Source organism: Glycomyces sp. NPDC048151 (assembly GCF_043202775.1).
Classification (GTDB): Bacteria; Actinomycetota; Actinomycetes; order Mycobacteriales; family Micromonosporaceae; genus Glycomyces.
In genome coordinates, this window is record NZ_JBIDBB010000002.1 from 113,535 (window position 1) to 130,310 (window position 16,776).

Sequence of the window (16,776 nt, forward strand, 5' to 3'; positions counted from 1 at the left end):
AATGCTTCAACTTAAATTCCTGGATATCTTTCAGGTCGCGGAGTGGGAACGTTCCCGCATAGCACTTTGACCGCCCCCGCAACACGAGTCGGCCCGCCCGGTGCAGACCGGGCGGGCCGTGGGTTCCCTAGTGGAGGTTCAGGCCTCAGACGTGCGCGTGCGGCCGGTCCGCGACGGGGGCGACCGAGTCGTCGCCCTCCTTGAGGCCGTACTTGGAGTACAGCTTCCCGAGCGGGCCCGGGACCCACCAGTTCGCGCGGCCCAGGAGGCGCATCGTGGCGGGCACGAGCAGCATCCGGACCACGGTCGCGTCGAGGAAGATCGCGATGGCCATGCCCAGGCCGATCATCTTCATGAAGGTGATGCCGCTGAACGCGAACGCGCCCACCACCACGATGAGGATCAGCGCCGCGGCGGTGATGATCGAGCCCGTGGACTGCATGCCGCGCAGGACGGCGGTGCGGTTGTCCGCGCCCCGGTCCCACTCCTCGCGCACCCGCGAGAGCAGGAAGACCTCGTAGTCGGTGGCGAGGGCGAAGAGCAGCGCGATCATGAGCAGCAGGTTCGACGGGTCGATGTAGCCCGAGGGCGTGAAGCCCAGCAGGTCCGAGAGGTGGCCCTCCTGGAAGATCCACACCACGATGCCCAGGGCCGCGCCGAGCGACACGGCGTTCATCAGGACCGCCTTGATCGGCAGCACGATCGAGCCGAAGGCCAGGAAGAGGACCACCATCGTCACGATGACGATGTAGCCGAGCATGTAGGGCAGGCCCTCGCCGATCGCGTCGAGCATGTCGACCCGGTCGGAGGCGCCGCCGGTCACGTACAGGTCGGCGCCGTCGACCTCGATCGCGCGGGCGTCCTCGATGAGGGCGCGGGCGTCGGCGCTGAACGGGTCGAGGTCGTAGAGGACGTCGAACAGGAACGCGTCGGCGGTCGGCGGGGCGGCGGGCAGGACGTCGTCGACGTTGTCGAGCTCCAGGAGGGCCGCGACGGCCTCGTCGGCCGCTTCTTGGCCACCGGTGACCATGACCTGGAACCGTTCCTCGTCCCCGCCGGGGAAGTCGGCGGCGATCGTCTCGGTGACCACTCGCGACTCCGAGTCCTTCGGCATGTCGCGCTCGTCCACGCCGCCGAACTGGACGCCGAGGATCGGGCTGGCCAGCAGCGCCATGAACGCGAGGACCGGCAGCAGCACCAGCACCGGGCGGCGCATCACGCCGGCCGCGAGGCCGTGCCAGAACCCGGTGTCGGTCTTGGGCTGCTTGTCCTTGCGCCAGGGCAGGCGGCCCTTGTCGACGCGGTGGCCGAGCAGGTACAGGAGCGCGGGCAGCGCCACGAGCGCCGAGAGCATCGCGACGCCGACGGCCGACATGACGCCGTAGGCGATGCCGTGCAGGAACGGCACGTCCACCAGGAGCAGGCCGCCCATCGACAGGACGATGATGACGCCGGAGACCATGACGGTGCGACCAGCCGTCGCGACGGTGTTGAGCACGGCGACCCGCTTCGCGGGCCCGGCCGCGAGCTCCTCACGACTGTACTTTTCGAGTTCCTCACGGAACCGGCGCAGCACGAAGAGCGAGTAGTCGATCGACATGCCGAGGCCGATGATGGTGATGACGTTGGCCGCGAAGACCGAGACGTCGGTGAACTCGGTGATGACGCGGGTGATCGCGAAGCCGCCGAGGATCGACATGCCGCCGATGAGCAGCGGCAGCGAGGCGGCCACGAGCGCGCCGAAGACCACGATCATGATGAGCAGCAGGATCGGCATCGAGATCATCTCGGCGATCTCCAGGTCGTGCTGCACCTGCTCGTTGAGGTCGGCGAAGATCGCGGCGCCGCCGCCGAGCGACACGGTGAGGTCGTCGGTGTCCCCCGCGTCCCGCAGCTGGTCCTCGATCGTCTCGAAGACCTCGGCCTGCGCCTCGTCGGAGGAGCCCGCCAGCGAGACCGCGGCGTAGGTGGCGTGCCCGTCCTCGGACACGAACGACGGCAGCTGGGTGCTGTAGTAGGAGGTGACGCTCTCGACCTCGTCGATCGCGTCGATCTCCTCGACCGCGCTCTCGACGGCCGCGGCGAACGCCGGGTCGTCCGCGGTCAGCGTCTCGGACTCGTACAGGACCACGACCTCGGCGCCGGTGGAGCCGAACTCCTCCTCGATCGCCTCGGCGTCGAGCACCGACTGCGACTCCTGGGAGACGTATCCTCCGTCGGTGAACTCGTCGAACACGCCAAGCCCCCAGGTCGCTCCGATCGCGAAGACGGCCGCGATCCCGGCGACGATGAACCAGCGGGCCTTGATGACCGCTCTGCCTAGCAGGGAGTACATGTGCTTCTCCAAAAATGGTGAGGCGCTGACCGCTGGTGCGCGAGGGGCGTCCGGCGGTAGGATGGTGAGCGTTGATTAGTTAGCTAACGGTGTTCACTTTAATAAACGCCCATAGACGAGTCAACACCGTTAACTAAGTTGTAGCCTGAGGAGAGCAGTGACTTCGAACACCGCGGGAGGCCCGTCCCGTCGCGAACGGATGCGCGCCGAGACGATCGCCGAGATCAAGGCGAGCGCCAGGAGCCAGCTGCTCGAGCACGGCCCCAGCGGTATCTCACTGCGGGCCATCGCCCGCGACGTCGGCGTCACGGCTGCAGCGCTCTACCGCTACTTCGACAGCCTCGACGCGCTCCTCATGGAGCTGTGCTGCGACCTCTACGACGAACTTATCGCCGAAACGCGCAAGGCGATGGACGCATCGCCGCCTGAGGCGCACCTCGAACGGATGAAGGCCTGGGTGTGGGCCTTCCGGGACTGGGCGGTGTCCAACCGGCGCGAGTTCGAGCTCATGATCTCGTTCCCCGAGGGCGGCAACGCCATGTCGGTCGGCGGCCGCGTCCAGGACGGGACCCTGGAGGTGCTCGACCCGGTGCTCCAGAAGTCCCTGGAGCACTCGCAGCTGTGCGGGCGCGAGATGGCCGCGTTCTACAGGCTCACCGAGAGCGGCGCCGTCCAGGCCGCCGGGCCGATCGAGATGCCCGATATCTCCGAATCGCTCAAGACCGAGCTCATGGAGAAGTGCTCCCAGTTCATCGTCGGCGAGGAGATCCCGCTCGCATGGGTGTTCACGTTCACCTCGGCCTGGGTGCGCGTCTTCGGCCTGGTCGTCATGGAGGCCTTCGGGAACCTGCCCGTCCAGGACAACGTCGACGAGTTCTACAAGACCCAGATCATCGCCATGATGCGCGACTTCGGCATCGAAGGCTGAACGGTCCGGAACCCGACATCGCCTTTCCCGGCGTCCAGTCTTCTGCGGCCCGCCCGGACCCGACACTGGAGACCGGGCCCGGCCGCCGGGCCGGCCCGGGGAGGGGGACGCGATGGCGTACCGGAACACGGCGCTGGCGATCGGCGCAACGGTCGCGCTCGTATTCGGCGGCACGGCGTCGGCGTCCGCCGCGGGCACCGCCGCGGCGGAACAGGACTGCGTGGCGGCCACTTCGGCAGACGACGTCCACGTCAGGGACGGACCGGGCGTCTCGTTCGACAGCCTCGGCAAGATGCAGCCGGGCGTCGACTACGAGTGGAACTGCCTGTACGTCGACGGCGAGCTCTACACGGCGTGCGGCTTCACCGACGACGTCTGGCTCGGCCTCTGGTTCAACGAGCGGTGGGGCTTCGCCGCCGGCAGGTGCCTCCACTGACGACACGCGAAAGGCCCGGACCGCACCGGTCCGGGCCTTCGCCGTGTCCTAGGAGGCGGGCGCCTCTTCCGCAGGGCAGGAGCGGATGTCGTGCCCGACGCTCGTCATGCACTTGCCGGACTTGAGGTTCCACTTCCAGCCGTGCATCTGGCAGGTGAGGACCCCGTCCTCGACCTTGCCGAACACCGACAGGTCGGCCTTGAGGTGCGGGCAGCGGCGCTGGAACTGCCAGCCCTGCACCGTGATGTCCTCGTCGTCGGGGCGCTGCTCGGCGTACCAGCCCTCGGCGTACTGCAGGCGCTCCTCGGAGAGGCACTTGAAGAACGCGTACACGTACTCGTTGTACTGGCCGATGCGCGCGGCCGTGAAGCGGCACGAGAGGAACAGCGAGTTGACCCAGTCGACCTCGCGGATGTGCAGCAGGTGCTCGATGAGGCGCCGCTCGGTGCGGAAGCGGTAGCGGACCTTCGCGCCGTCGTCGGGGTAGATCTTGCGCTCGAGGAAGTCGAACACGATCGACTCGACGACCTCGTCGGAGTCGGCCGCGGTCAGGTCGAAGCGGACGGGGCCGCCGATGCCGGTGGCGATGTGCTCGGCCGACTCCATGAGCGGCTCGATGCGCTCGCGCAGCGTCTCGAGGACGTCGATCTCCGGATGCGACCAGGAGGCCTTCTCCGCTTCGAGGCGCGGCTGCATCCGCTCCTTGTACTCGTCGAGGTGCTGCTTCTTGTTGTCGAACCACTCGCGCAGGTCGTCGACCGGGTGCACGACCGAAGCGGAGCCGTCCGCGCTGACCTCGGCCACCGAACCGGGCAGCAGGATGATGTTCTGCTTGCGGCCCTGCTCCTCCAGCCAGTCCACATAGGCCATCTGGTCGGGGAAGATGTTGCCCTCGTCGCCGAACACGTCGTTGAACTGGTACAGCGAGTCGTCGAGGAAGCACGGCGGGCCCGCGATCGGGAAGACCCAGTCGCCCTTGACGTCGTCGATGTAGCGCAGGGAGCGGTCGAAGCCGCGCTCGCGCTTCTGCTTCCCGAAGGCGCGCTTGGCGTTGTCGGGCAGCTCGTAGACCATCGGGAACCAGATCGCGCCCGAGAACTGCAGCAGGTGGGCGTGGATCTTGCCGTGCTGCAGGAACACGCTCATGTCCGTGGGGCGCGCGTCGTTCTGGTTGAGCATGCGAGTGCCGTCGGCGTCCTCGACCCACAGCGACGAGTCGCCGATGGGGCCGTCTGTGGGGCTCGTGAGCGCCTGGATCATGACCTTGACGCCGCCGGGGAGCTCCACGATCTCCTCGGAGACGGTCTTGATGAACTTGTGGAAGCCCAGGGCCCGCAGCTCGTTCTCCAGCTCCGAGGTCGGGTACTCGGGCAGCAGGACCGTCGTGTCCTTGCTGATGTGCTCCGAGAGGTTCTCCTCGTCGAAGTGGTCGCGGTGCAGGTGCGAGACGTACAGGTAGTCGGCCTGGCCGAGCGTGTCCCAGTCGAGCTGCGAGTTGTCGGGGAAGGGGAACCAGGAGGCGAAGTAGGCGGGGTTCACCCAGGGATCGCACAGGATCGACCCCGCGGCGGTCTCGATGAACATGCTGGCGTGGCCAGTACCGGTGATTCGCACAGTGACCCTTCCGGACTTGAGGACGACGACGCCTCAACTCTACAAGTCACAGCTCCGGCGGGGCTGGGACGTTCGTCCTTGTGGCGTGCGAGACTGTGCCTGAACAACGCAGACCTCGGAGGAAGTCACATGGCCGCAGAAGAGCAGGTGCTCTCGCCCGCGCAGCGCAAGCCCACCAGCCGCAAGGCCCTGTACACCGCGCTGAGCGTCGCCATCGTCATCAACCTGGCGTACCTGTTCGGCAACCACCAGGGCTGGATCGAGGACGTCTTCATCGGCATCACCGTCCTGGTGCTCCTGAGCGTCATCGTCACCGACGCCTGGATGCGCAAGACCGGCCTGCGCTAGGCCCCGCCCGGAGCGCGCAGCGCTCGGGCAACGAACGTCGAAGGGGCGGGTCCGCGATCGCGGACCCGCCCCTTCTGTGCGTCTTCGTGCTAGTGCATCATGCCGCGGCGGGCGAACATCTCGCGCACCTCGCGCAGCGCCGAGTCCACTTCGGCTTCGAAGTACCCGCCCTGGACCAGGGAGAACTGGCTCGTGTCGAGCTCGCGGTCCGAGAGCGGGACCGGGTTGCGCCCGGTCATCGCCGCGGAGACCGCGTCGAACATCTGGTCCACCTGGCTGGGGTCGTAGCCGGAGCCGAAGCGGCGGGGCTGGAAGGCCCGGCGCATCTGCTCAAGCCGCTGCACGTCGTCCGGGGTGAACGGGGAGTCGGACGCCCGCATCTCGGTCGTCATCTCCTCGCGGCCGTGGCGGCCGGGGGCCTCGAACGCGCCGCGGCCCTCGTACGGGTTGCGGCGGCCGAAGTCCGGCGGGGTCGCCGCGCCGCGCGGGGCGCCCTGCTGTCCGAAACCGCCGGTCGGGTCGACCGGGGGCGCGGGCGGGGCGAATCCGCCGTCGGCGGGACCGGGAGGCGGTCCGGCGGGGCCGCCGAAGCCGCCCGTCGGCTCGTGCTGTTGCGGGCCGCGGTCGAAGCCCTGCTGCTGCATGGGCGGGCTCGGCGCGGCGGCGCGGCGGCCGTAGCCGGTGTCCTCGGGCTGGCCGCCCTGCTGTCCGAAACCGCCGCCCTGCGGCCCGTAGTCGCGGCCGCGCGGGGCCCCGTACGGGTCGGACTGCTGCGGTTCAGGGCGACCCATCGGATTCTGCCCCATGCCGTTGACGAGGCTCTGCGGGATCGCCTGGGTCGGCGCCGCGGGCGGCATCGGCTCGGGCTCGGGCTGGCCGTAGCGGTCGGCGCGCGGGATCGCGCCTGACGGCGGGCCCTGATGGCCGCCCTGCATGGGCGGCTGCTGCATCGGGGGCTGCTGCGGCATGCCGCGGCGGCTCCCGGTGTCGCTGAACTCGTCGTCGTTGTAGGCCGCGCCGAAACCGGGGGCGGGCTCGGGGGCGGACCGGCGGCCCTGCCCGTAGACACCCTCGTTGGGCCCGTAGCCGGGACCGTCGTTCGGCGCGCTCTGCTGGCCGAAACCACCGTCGTTCTGCCCGAACGGTCCGCCGGGGACGTCGTTGGGGGCGAAACCGCCTCGACGCGGATCGGACTGGAGCGGGAGCTGCTCGGTGGCGCCGTGCGGGATCGGACCGGCCTGCGGGCCGTCGTGCATCGGCATCCCGGCGCGGGGCACCGCCTGCGTGGGCGGCGCGAAGTCGTTGCGGACCGGCTCGGGACCGCGCGGGGCCCCGTACTCGTTGCCGAACGCTGGCTCAGGGGCGCCGTACTCGTTGCCGAACGCCGGCTCAGGGGCGCCGCCGCGCGGGCCGAAGCCGTTGCTGCCGTTGGCACCGCGGCCGCCGAAGTCGCCCTGGCCCGGGCCGAAGTCGTCGCGGGGCGGACCGAAGTCGCCCTGCCCGCCGCGGCCGAAGTCACCCTGGCCGGGACCGAAGTCCTGACCGCGGCCGAAGTCCTGGCCGCCGCGCTCCGCGCCGGGCCCGTGGTTCGCCCCGCCGCGCTTCGCGAACGGGTCGTCGTAGTCGTCGCCGGGAGGGCCGGCGAGGAAGCCGAAGCCCTCGTCGTCGCCGCCGCGCAGGTCGCCGAAGCCCTCGTTGTCGGGGACGGGGGCCGGGGCGGCGCGGCCGCCGCGTCCGCGGCCGACCGGTTCGGGGGCGGGAGGCGGGGGCGCCATCTCGCGGGCGGCCATCATCTCGTGCGCGGGGATCGCTTGCGTCGCAGCGGGAATGACCTGCGTGGCCTGGGGTTCGGGGGCGCGTCGCGACCCGGGGGCCGCCTGCATGGGCGGGGCCGGGGCGGAACCGACCTCGGCCTTCCCGTAGTCGGGGGCGGGGGCGGTGCCGAGAACGCCGCGCTCCTCGAGTTCGGCGAGCTGGCGCGCGACCCGGTCGAGGTAGACGTCCACCTGCCACTCGTCGTAGCCGCCGAAGCGGACCCTGAAGACGACGTCGTCCACCTCGTCGGCCGAGACGGGGCTGCCCACCGGCTCCCCGGCGAGGGTCGCCTCGACGCGGTCGAGGAACGCGTCGACCTCGTCGACCTTGTAGCCCCGGCTCAACGCCCGGCGCCGGAACCGGTCACCATGACTCGCCACTACCAAGCCACCCTTCTCCGCCTAATCCTCGGCGCCGGTGGCGCCGAGCGGCTTCGCGCCGGCGCGGCCGGGCGTGCCGGCCTCCCGGACCGAAGCGGCCAGCTGCCCGCAGGCGCCGTCGATCTCTTGGCCGCGCGTATCGCGCACCGTCGTGGACACACCCGCGGCCCGCAGCCGCCGTACGAACTCCGCCTCGACCGGCTTGGGACTGGCGTCCCAGCGGCTTCCCGGAGTCGGGTTCAATGGAATCAGGTTGACGTGCACGAGTTTGCCCGCGAGGAGCTTCCCGAGGAGGTCCGCCCGCCAAGGCTGGTCGTTGACGTCCCTGATCATCGCGTACTCGATCGAAACACGACGTTTCGTCACCCGAGCGTACTCCCAGGCCGCGTCGAGCACTTCGGCGACCTTCCAGCGGGTGTTGATCGGGACGAGCTCGTCGCGGAGCTCGTCGTCGGGCGCGTGGAGCGAGACCGCCAGCCGCACTGGCAGGCCCTCCTCCGCGAGCTTCTTGATGGTGGGCACGAGTCCGACCGTGGAGACGGTGACGTTCCGGGCCGAGATGCCGATGCCGTCGGGCACGGGCTTAGTGATGAGGTGCAGGGCGCTCTTGAGGCGGGCCCAGTTCGCGAGCGGCTCGCCCATGCCCATGAACACGATGTTCGAGAGGCGCCCCAGGCCGTTCTCCTCGGCGATCCGCGCGGCGGCGACGACCTGGTCGACGATCTCGGCGGTGGTGAGGTTGCGGTCGAGGCCGCCCTGGCCGGTGGCGCAGAACGGGCAGGCCATGCCGCACCCCGCCTGGGACGACACGCACGCGGTGACCCGGTCGGGATAGGCCATGATCACGCTCTCGACGAGCGCGCCGTCGTAGAGGCGCCACACGGCCTTCAAGGTCTTGCCGTCGTCGCAGGACTGGAGGCGGACCGGCTTCAGCAGCTGCGGGAGCAGCGCGTCGCCGATGGCCTCGCGCGAGGCGGCGGGAAGGTCGGTCATGAGCGACGCGTCGCCGACGTGGCGGCCGAAGTACTGCTGGCGCAGCTGCTTGGCGCGGAAGGCGGGCTGCCCGATCTCGGAGAGAACGGACTGGCACCCGGCCAGGTCGAGGTCGGCGAGGTGTCGCGGCGCGGCCTTGCGGGGGCGCGGTTCGGTCAACGTGAGTGCTACAGACATGTCACGACCTAGTCTCGCATGACAGGACCGGAACCCGCCAACCCCGGATCATGGAATTCACCCCGGGCCCTCCTTCACCGGATACACCAATCAGGACACATCACCCGAGCAGGTAACGGAACCACACGTAAGCCACGGGGGCGACCATGAGGATCGAGTCGAGCCGGTCCATGACCCCGCCGTGGCCGGGAATGAGATTGCTCATGTCCTTGATGCCGAGGTCCCGCTTCAGCAGCGAGACCGACAAGTCCCCCAACGTAGCGGCCAGCGCGACGCACACGCCGAACGCCACGCCCATGAGGAGGGGCACGTCGAAGAACACCAGGAGGGTGACCGAACCGCCTATGGCGGCGGCCACGACGGATCCGCCGAGGCCCTCCCAGGACTTCTTGGGGCTGATGCGCGGGGTCATCTGGTGGCGGCCGAACAGGACGCCGGCGGTGTAGCCGCCCGTGTCGGAGCAGACGACGGTGAACAGCGCGATGATGACCTGCGCGGCGGCGCCATCGATCCATCGCGCCGAGTCGTTGTCGGCGTTCGCCAGCAGCATGATGAACCCGGCCAGGAACGGGACCTGGACGAGCAGCAGCGCGGCGGCGGCGGTGTCGGTGCGGTAGCCGGTGGCGCCTTCGGAGAGGCGCCACACGAACAGGGCGGCTACGCCGACGGCGGTGCCGAGCAGCAGGCCGGTGGCCCCGCCGAACCAGGCGAGGACCACGATGAGCGCGCCGGCGGCGGCCAGCGGGATCACGGGGACGTTCCTGCCGCCCTTGCGCATCGCCGTGCCGGTCTCCCAGCAGGCGACGGCGACGGCGATGACGGCGACGCCGAGGAAGGCGGTCGGCCAGATCAGCAGCGACGCGAGGACGACCGCGGCCATGCCGAGCCCGGCGCCGATGGCGACGGGCAGGTTGCGGCCGGCCTTGGGCCCCCGGCCGTCAGGGTCGGTCTCGGCGGCGCCGGGCCCTCGCCCGTCCGGCGACGGGTGCGGGCGACGGCCGGGCGAACCGTCGGGAAGGGCGCTCATCAGATTTCGAGCAGCTCAGACTCTTTGGAGCTCACGAGCTCGTCCACGTTGGCGGTGAAGCGGCCGGTGAGGTCGTCGAGCTCCTTCTCGCCCGAACGCCCTTCGTCCTCGGAGACCTCGCCGTCCTTGACGAACTTGCCGATCTCGTCCTTGGCCTTGCGGCGGACGTTGCGGATGGCGATCTTGGCGTCCTCGCCCTTGGTCTTGGCCACCTTGATCATCTCGCGGCGGCGCTCCTCGGTCATGGGAGGCAGGTTCAGGCGCAGCTGGGTGCCCTCGTTGGAGGGGTTGACGCCGAGGTTCGAGTTGCGGATCGCGTCTTCGATCGCCTTCATCTGGGAGGCGTCGAAGGGCTTGATGATGACCATGCGGGGCTCGGGGATCGCGACGGACGCGACCTGCGGGATGGCCGTGGGCGAGCCGTAGTAGTCGATAGTGATCCGGTTGAACATGGCGGAGGAGGCGCGGCCGGTGCGGATCGCGGCGAATTCCTCCTTGGCGTGCTCGATGGCCCGCTCCATCTTCTCCTCGGCTTCGAGGAGGGTGTCGTCAATCACGGCTTTCTCACATTCTCTCGCGGCCTGACAGCACTTCTGACCGTACCGTCCCGGCGGCGTGGCTTGGTGGCGTGGAGGTCTTCGGACGCGGCCGTTCCCGTGCGGGAGGCCGAATCCGGCGGGTCAGTCCTCGGCGGCGTGGATCAGGGTGCCGAGCTGCTCGCCGACGATGGCGCGGCGGAGGTTGCCGTCGTCGTCGGCGCCGAAGACGCGCATCGGCAGGGCGTTGTCCTTGCAGAGGCTGAAGGCGGCCTGGTCGACGACCATGAGCTCGCGCTTGAGGGCCTCGTCGAAGGTGATGTCGTCGAGGCGCTGGGCGCCGGGGTCGGTGCGCGGGTCGGCGGTGTAGACCGCGTCGACGCCGTTCTTGCTGACCAGGACTTCCTGGGCGCCGATCTCGAGGGCGCGCTGCGCGGCGACGGTGTCGGTGGAGAAGTAGGGCATGCCCGCGCCGGCGCCGAAGATGACGACGCGGCCCTTCTCGAGGTGGCGGATGGCGCGCAGCGGCAGGTAGGCCTCGGCGACCTGGGCCATGGCGATGGCGGTCTGGACGCGGGTGTCGACGCCTTCCTTCTCCAGGAAGTCCTGGAGGGCGAGGCAGTTCATGACGGTGCCGAGCATGCCCATGTAGTCGGCGCGGGCACGGTCCATGCCGCGGCGCTGGAGTTCGGCCCCGCGGAAGAAGTTGCCGCCGCCGACGACGATGGCCACTTGGACGCCCGCGGCGACTCCGGCGGCAATCTGGCGCGCGACCGCTTGCACGACATCGGGGTCGACGCCGACGGCGCCGCCGCCGAAGGCCTCACCGGACAGTTTCAGCACGACCCGGCGGTACGTGTCTTGACTCATGGCACTCCCCTGCTCTGACGTGTCCCTCGGTGGCTGCGCTGCCGTTGACCGTACTGCCCGCGTCCGGGCGGGCGCGCTCCGGCCGCTGCGTGCGGCGCGCGCGTCCCGGGCGCTGTCTTGCTCCGGGCATGGAACGAGGCGGCGGCCTGCGCCGCCGCCCCTTACCATGCCAATTTACAGCTCGCAGGCTTCGCTGAGCCTGCTTACGGCTGGAGCCAGTGTAGTCCGCGCGTGCGGACTACTCGCTACTCCTGGCCGACTTCGAAGCGGATGAAGCCGGTGACCTCGGTGCCCGCCTCGGCGAGCACCTGGGACACGGTCTTCTTGTTGTCGATGACCGAGTTCTGCGAGAGCAGGGCGAAGTCGCGGTAGTAGGCGTTGACCTTGCCTTCCACGATCTTGTCCCAGGCGCGCTCGGGCTTGCCCTCTTCCTTGGCGGTCTCGAGGGCCACGCGCTTCTCGGCCTCGATGATGTCCGAGGGGACCTCGTCGCTGGTGAGGTACTTCGGACGCATCGCGGCGGCCTGCATGCCGACCTGGCGGGCGGCCTCGGCGTCACCGGTGTACTCGACGATGATGCCCACGGCCGGCGGAAGGTCGGCGGCCTTGCGGTGCATGTAGACCGCGACGTCGCCCTGGAGCGAGCCGACGCGGCCGAGGGCGAGCTTCTCGCCGAGCTTCACCGACTCCTCGGCGATGACCTCGGAGACGGCCTTGCCGTTGAGCTCGGCCTTGGCGAACGCCTCGGAGTCCGCGGGGCGGACCTCGTCGGCCAGCTCGACCAGCGTCTGGGCGAGTTCGATGAACGCGCCGTTCTTGGCGACGAAGTCGGTCTCGCACAGCAGCTCGAGCAGCGTGTTGCCGGACTGCGCGACCAGGCCCTGGGCGGTGGTGCGCTCGGCGCGCTTGCCCACGTCCTTGGCGCCCTTGATGCGCAGGGCCTCAAGAGCGGTGTCGTAGTCGCCGTCAGCCGCTTCGAGGGCCTTCTTGACGTCCATCATCCCGGAGCCGGTGGCTTCCCGGAGCTTCTTGACGTCAGCCATCGTGAAGTTGGCCATTGCTCCCCTTCTTACTTCTCGTCTTCGACGGTCTTCTCGCCGGACGGCTCGACGACCTTCACGGAGTCTTCGGTGTTCTCTGCGGAGAGGAGGTCCTTCTCCCAGTCGGCGAGCGGCTCGCCCTCGCCCTTCTCGACCTGGCCGCCGGAGCGGGCCAGCAGGCCTTCGGCGGCGCCGTCGGCGATGATCTTGGTCAGGAGGGCGACGGAGCGGATGGCGTCGTCGTTGCCCGGGATCGGGAAGTCGACCTCGTCCGGGTCGCAGTTGGTGTCGAGGATCGCGACGACGGGGATGCCGAGCTTGCGGGCCTCGTCAACCGCGATGTGCTCCTTCTTGGTGTCGACGATCCAGATCGCGGCCGGGGTCTTCTCCATGTCGCGGAGGCCGCCGAGCGTGCGCTCGAGCTTGTCCTTCTCGCGCATCAGCTGGAGCATTTCCTTCTTGGTGCGGTTGGCCGCACCGTTGGCCTCGATGATCTCGAGTTCCTTGAGGCGCATGAGGCGCTTCTGGATCGTCTGGAAGTTGGTGAGCATGCCGCCGAGCCAGCGGTGGTTCACGAAGGGCATGCCGACGCGCTGGGCCTGCTCGGCCACGGCTTCCTGGGCCTGCTTCTTGGTGCCCACGAACAGGACCTCGCCGCCCTCGGCCACGACGTTCTTGACGAAGTCGTGGGCCTTGACCGCGTAGTCGACGGTCTGGCGCAGGTCGATGACGTAGATGCCGTTGCGGTCCGTGAGGATGAACCGCTTCATCTTCGGGTTCCAGCGGCGGGTCTGGTGACCGAAGTGCACGCCGCTCTCGAGGAGCTGACGCATAGTGACAACCGACACGGTTGTATTCCTTTCGTTCCCTGGTTCATTCGCGGGAGCCGCCCGAAGTCCGGGCGTCCCGCGCCTGGCGCTCACCTCCGGCGATCTGCAACCGGGAAGTCCCGGACCTGGGAGATCGCTAGGGCCGGACCGCATCCGTCGCAGTGCACCCCTGCGGGGCGTGCGATGGAGGTCGGGCCGCGGCGAGCGCGCGAAGTCGGTTCGGGGCGCAAGGGCTCCGTACCGCTCCGATCAGTGTACTCAGGCCCCCTTGCGCACCACGAACGCGGTGGACCGCAGTGACAGACGCAATGGACTCCCGCCCGGAACCTCCCCCGCGCAAGAACTCACAAAGTTCGATACAAGACCAACCAGAATCACAGGCAGCAACCGCGCGAACAAAGTTATCCACAGGCAGAAAACTTCTTGTTGACGAAACCGGGCACCCATCTCACCATTGAGTAATGCGACAACTACACAACGCCATCACGATCAGTCTCATAACCGCATCATTCATCGCCGCCGCCGCGATCGTCACACCCACCATCGCCGAAGCCGCCCCTGTACCGACAACCACCTCACCTGCCTCAAACCTGGCCGCCACTCCGCCCGCCTCCGAGCAGGCCACCGCCCCGAACACTCCCGACTCCGGCCCTTGGCGCTCCCCCGTCGGAACCCTCGACCTCCTCACCCGCTTCGACCCGCCGCCCGAGCCCTGGCTCGCGGGCCACCGCGGTGTCGACCTCGCAGCGGGCTCCGACCTCCCCGTCACCGCAGCAGGCGCGGGCACAGTCGTCTTCGCCGACGACCTCGCCGGACGAGGCGTAGTCAGCGTCCTCCACTCCAACGGCCTCCGCACCACCTACGAACCGCTCGAGCCCCTCGTCGCCACAGGAGACGCGGTCACCGCGGGCCAGACCATCGGCCACCTCCAACCCGGCCACGCCTCCTGCCCCGGCCAGACCTGCCTCCACCTCGGCCTCAAACGCGGCCCCCTCTACCTCGACCCGATGCTCCTCTTCGGCGAGGGCAAGGTCCGCCTCCTCCCCCGCCCCGCCCGACCCGAGCGCCTCTCAGGCGCCCGAAGCCTCGAACAGACCGGCCCGGCGCTCCGAACCATCCGCGCCGATCAGCCAGCCGAATCCCCGGACCTGCCGACGGCCTTCCGCCCTAGGCCCCACGCCTGTCCACACCCGAGTTGCGCCTCCGCCGAACCCCTCGCGATACCCGCCGCACAAGGCCCCTCCCACACCCGCAACCGTCCACCGCAGCCGACCGGCCGAAAGGAGGCCCGGCCATGAGCCGTCTCGCATCGCCCCATGCCACAACCCCGCCGCAACTCGCTCCGACCTCACGCCCGTCAACGCGCACTCTCCCACCCCGGGCAGCCGCACCCGACCCGGTGAACCTGAGGCGCCTCACGCCGCAGCAGCTCGGCCGCCTCGGCGAGCGGATTGCCGCGACACACCTCCAACGCGACCGGATGCAGATCCTCGCCCGCAACTGGCGGCACCGCCTCGGCGAACTCGACCTCATCGCCCGCTCGGCCGACACAGTGGTCTTCTGCGAGGTGAAGACCCGCCGCTCGAACCGGTACGGCGGCCCGCTGGGAGCGGTCGACGGCGAGAAACTCCACCGCATCGAACGGCTCGCCCGCGCCTGGCTCAAACAGCACTGCCGCACCGACCAGCCCTGGCGCATCGACCGCCTCGCCCTCACGGTCACCGGCCGTCGGCGCCTCGCACTCGAACACCACCGGGGGAACCGCCATGGGTTACGCGCGCACCAACACCGTCTGCATGATCGGCGCGACCGCCGTAGCGGTCACCGTCGAGGCGTCGGTCTTCAAGTCGTCGGCGAAAGGCGCTGACACCGTCCGCATGTCGGGCTTGCCCGACAGCGTCGTCAATCAGGCGCAGACCCGGGTCCGCTCCGCGATGGCCAACTCCGCCTTGCGGTTCCCGGACAAGTCCGTCTCGGTCAACTTCGGTCCGGCGTCAATGCCGACCACCGGGTCCGCGGCCGACCTCGCCCTAGCGCTCACGATCATGTGCGCGGACGACACACTGCCCATGGAGAAGCTGAACGACACGGTCCTGCTGTCCGAACTCGGCCTCGACGGCACCCTCAGGGCGGTGCCCGGCACGCTTCCCGCGCTCATGGAGGCCCGCCGGTCCGGGATGCGGACAGCGATCGTCTCTCCCGAGAACGCGGCCGAGGCATCGCTGGTCGACGGCCTCACGGTCTATGCACCGCGTGACCTGGCCACGCTCGTGGCCTGGCTGTTCAACCAGACCACACTCGACCCGGTCATGCCGACAGCCCCGGGCACGCCGCCGCCGCTCCCCGACCTCGCCGACGTGCGCGGCCAGCCGACCGCGCGCCGCGCACTCGAGATCGCGGCGGCCGGAGGCCACCACATGCTCATGGTCGGACCCCCGGGGGCAGGCAAGACGATGCTGGCGGAGCGGCTGCCGTCGATCCTGCCTCCGCTCTCCGACGCCGAGGCGGTCGAAGTGACCTCCCTGCACTCGCTCCGAGGGCGCTTCTCCGGAGGCGCGGCGACGCTCATGCGCCACGCGCCGTTCGAAGCGCCGCACCATTCGATCACCATGCAGGCCTTGGTGGGCGGCGGCAGCGGTCACGTAGGCCCGGGTTCCCTGGCACTCGCGCACCGAGGCGTCTTGTTCGTCGATGAAGCGCCCGAATGGAAGCGGTCGGTCCTGGACTCGTTGCGCCAGCCGCTGGAGAGCGGCGAGGTGCGGATCAGGAGGGCCAACACCTCGATCTGCTACCCGGCCAAGGTGATCCTGGTTCTCGCCGCGAATCCCTGCCCCTGTGCACCGAACAAGCCGTACGACTGCACTTGCACGCCGCAGGTGAAGCGGGGGTATCTGCCGAGGATCTCGCGGCCGCTGATGGATCGGATCGACCTACGGGTGGACCTCCCGGCGGTGCCGCCTTCGGCGATCCTCGCGGAGCTGTCCGAGGCCGAGCCCTCCGAACTGGTGGCGAAGCGCGTGGCCCGGGCGAGGGAAGCGGCGACAGCCCGCTGGTCCGAATCGGGCGAAGGCTGGCAGTGCAACAGCGAGGTGCCCGGCCCGGCGCTGCGGTCAGAACGCTGGCGGCTTCCACCACCAGTGAGAAAGAGCGTCGATGAACTGCTGCTGAAGGAGCGGATCACCGCCCGGGGCTATGACCGGATTCTGAAGCTGGCGTGGACTATTGCCGATCTCCGCGAGCACGACCGGCCCACGGCCGAGGACATCACCATCGCCAGCGAGCTGCGAATCGGCTACACGCTCACCTGACAGAAATGAACCGCACGGACGAACCCGACCAACCGCCGTCGGGCCGGCCGGGCCAGGAAGGGCCGGGAAGGGCCGGGAAGGGCCGGGTCCGGGTTCCCGACCACGACCACGACCACGACCACGACCACGACCAACGCAC

General features: G+C 69.5%; 15 protein-coding genes. 6 read left to right on the forward strand and 9 right to left on the reverse strand.

Going from position 1 to position 16,776, the window contains the following annotated elements; all coding sequences use genetic code 11:
- Positions 1 to 145 precede the first annotated feature (145 nt).
- Positions 146 to 2,335, reverse strand: coding sequence for an MMPL family transporter (locus ACGGCP_RS03925; RefSeq protein WP_392960670.1), 2,190 nt, complete (start codon positions 2,333 to 2,335; stop codon positions 146 to 148).
- Between the two features lie 157 nt (positions 2,336 to 2,492).
- Here ACGGCP_RS03925 and ACGGCP_RS03930 point away from each other — a divergent pair, with 157 nt between their 5' ends.
- On the forward strand, positions 2,493 to 3,263 hold the full coding sequence (locus ACGGCP_RS03930; protein WP_392960673.1) for a TetR/AcrR family transcriptional regulator: 771 nt from the start codon (positions 2,493 to 2,495) through the stop codon (positions 3,261 to 3,263).
- Between the two features lie 112 nt (positions 3,264 to 3,375).
- Complete coding sequence (locus ACGGCP_RS03935) at positions 3,376 to 3,699, forward strand: hypothetical protein (RefSeq protein WP_392960676.1); 324 nt, start codon at positions 3,376 to 3,378, stop codon at positions 3,697 to 3,699.
- A gap of 48 nt (positions 3,700 to 3,747) precedes the next feature.
- Here ACGGCP_RS03935 and ACGGCP_RS03940 read toward each other — a convergent pair whose 3' ends face one another.
- Entirely contained in the window at positions 3,748 to 5,313 is a 1,566-nt protein-coding gene (locus ACGGCP_RS03940; protein ID WP_392960679.1) for a Rieske 2Fe-2S domain-containing protein, read from the reverse strand.
- Between the two features lie 129 nt (positions 5,314 to 5,442).
- On the opposite strand from ACGGCP_RS03940, the gene ACGGCP_RS03945 reads away from it, so the two are divergent.
- Positions 5,443 to 5,661, forward strand: coding sequence for a hypothetical protein (locus ACGGCP_RS03945; RefSeq protein ID WP_392960681.1), 219 nt, complete (start codon positions 5,443 to 5,445; stop codon positions 5,659 to 5,661).
- Between the two features lie 89 nt (positions 5,662 to 5,750).
- Here the strand turns inward: ACGGCP_RS03945 and ACGGCP_RS03950 are convergent, their stop codons facing one another.
- The 7 genes from ACGGCP_RS03950 to rpsB form a co-directional block, all read right to left on the reverse strand.
- Entirely contained in the window at positions 5,751 to 7,856 is a 2,106-nt protein-coding gene (locus ACGGCP_RS03950) for a DivIVA domain-containing protein (RefSeq protein WP_392960684.1), read from the reverse strand.
- 21 nt (positions 7,857 to 7,877) lie between these two features.
- Positions 7,878 to 9,026 carry a 23S rRNA (adenine(2503)-C(2))-methyltransferase RlmN gene (gene rlmN, locus ACGGCP_RS03955; protein ID WP_392960686.1) on the reverse strand — a complete coding sequence of 383 codons (1,149 nt, stop codon included), beginning with the start codon at positions 9,024 to 9,026 and terminating at the stop codon, positions 7,878 to 7,880.
- Positions 9,027 to 9,126: 100 nt separating this feature from the next.
- Complete coding sequence (locus tag ACGGCP_RS03960; RefSeq protein WP_392960689.1) at positions 9,127 to 10,053, reverse strand: phosphatidate cytidylyltransferase; 927 nt, start codon at positions 10,051 to 10,053, stop codon at positions 9,127 to 9,129.
- The gene (frr, locus tag ACGGCP_RS03965; RefSeq protein ID WP_392960692.1) at positions 10,053 to 10,610 is read right to left on the reverse strand and encodes a ribosome recycling factor; all 558 of its coding nucleotides are present in this window, start codon (positions 10,608 to 10,610) and stop codon (positions 10,053 to 10,055) included. The genes ACGGCP_RS03960 and frr overlap by 1 nt, the downstream gene beginning before the upstream one ends.
- A gap of 123 nt (positions 10,611 to 10,733) precedes the next feature.
- Positions 10,734 to 11,459, reverse strand: coding sequence for a UMP kinase (gene pyrH, locus ACGGCP_RS03970; RefSeq protein ID WP_392960695.1), 726 nt, complete (start codon positions 11,457 to 11,459; stop codon positions 10,734 to 10,736).
- A 245-nt stretch (positions 11,460 to 11,704) separates the two neighbouring features.
- The gene (gene tsf, locus ACGGCP_RS03975; RefSeq protein WP_392960698.1) at positions 11,705 to 12,517 is read right to left on the reverse strand and encodes a translation elongation factor Ts; all 813 of its coding nucleotides are present in this window, start codon (positions 12,515 to 12,517) and stop codon (positions 11,705 to 11,707) included.
- Between the two features lie 11 nt (positions 12,518 to 12,528).
- Positions 12,529 to 13,347 carry a 30S ribosomal protein S2 gene (gene rpsB / locus ACGGCP_RS03980; protein ID WP_392960700.1) on the reverse strand — a complete coding sequence of 273 codons (819 nt, stop codon included), beginning with the start codon at positions 13,345 to 13,347 and terminating at the stop codon, positions 12,529 to 12,531.
- A gap of 443 nt (positions 13,348 to 13,790) precedes the next feature.
- Between rpsB and ACGGCP_RS03985 the strand changes: the two genes are divergently transcribed.
- The 3 genes from ACGGCP_RS03985 to ACGGCP_RS03995 all read left to right on the forward strand — a co-directional run bounded on the left by ACGGCP_RS03985 (position 13,791) and on the right by ACGGCP_RS03995 (position 16,637).
- Positions 13,791 to 14,627, forward strand: coding sequence for a M23 family metallopeptidase (locus ACGGCP_RS03985; protein WP_392960703.1), 837 nt, complete (start codon positions 13,791 to 13,793; stop codon positions 14,625 to 14,627).
- 101 nt (positions 14,628 to 14,728) lie between these two features.
- Positions 14,729 to 15,196, forward strand: a complete 468-nt coding sequence (locus ACGGCP_RS03990) for a YraN family protein (RefSeq protein ID WP_392960704.1) — start codon at positions 14,729 to 14,731, stop codon at positions 15,194 to 15,196.
- Entirely contained in the window at positions 15,096 to 16,637 is a 1,542-nt protein-coding gene (locus ACGGCP_RS03995; protein WP_392960708.1) for a YifB family Mg chelatase-like AAA ATPase, read from the forward strand. The genes ACGGCP_RS03990 and ACGGCP_RS03995 overlap by 101 nt, the downstream gene beginning before the upstream one ends.
- The last annotated feature ends 139 nt before the right edge of the window (positions 16,638 to 16,776 follow it).

Excerpts from the sequence above, each read along its gene's own strand:
- ACGGCP_RS03995 (WP_392960708.1), top strand. The coding sequence starts at position 15,096 with ATGGGTTACGCGCGCACCAACACCGTCTGCATGATCGGCGCGACCGCC.
- ACGGCP_RS03925 (WP_392960670.1), bottom strand. The coding sequence starts at position 2,335 with ATGTACTCCCTGCTAGGCAGAGCGGTCATCAAGGCCCGCTGGTTCATC.
- rlmN (WP_392960686.1), bottom strand. The coding sequence starts at position 9,026 with ATGTCTGTAGCACTCACGTTGACCGAACCGCGCCCCCGCAAGGCCGCG.
- tsf (WP_392960698.1), bottom strand. The coding sequence starts at position 12,517 with ATGGCCAACTTCACGATGGCTGACGTCAAGAAGCTCCGGGAAGCCACC.
- ACGGCP_RS03935 (WP_392960676.1), top strand. The coding sequence starts at position 3,376 with ATGGCGTACCGGAACACGGCGCTGGCGATCGGCGCAACGGTCGCGCTC.
- pyrH (WP_392960695.1), bottom strand. The coding sequence starts at position 11,459 with ATGAGTCAAGACACGTACCGCCGGGTCGTGCTGAAACTGTCCGGTGAG.
- ACGGCP_RS03945 (WP_392960681.1), top strand. The coding sequence starts at position 5,443 with ATGGCCGCAGAAGAGCAGGTGCTCTCGCCCGCGCAGCGCAAGCCCACC.
- ACGGCP_RS03985 (WP_392960703.1), top strand. The coding sequence starts at position 13,791 with ATGCGACAACTACACAACGCCATCACGATCAGTCTCATAACCGCATCA.
- ACGGCP_RS03960 (WP_392960689.1), bottom strand. The coding sequence starts at position 10,053 with ATGAGCGCCCTTCCCGACGGTTCGCCCGGCCGTCGCCCGCACCCGTCG.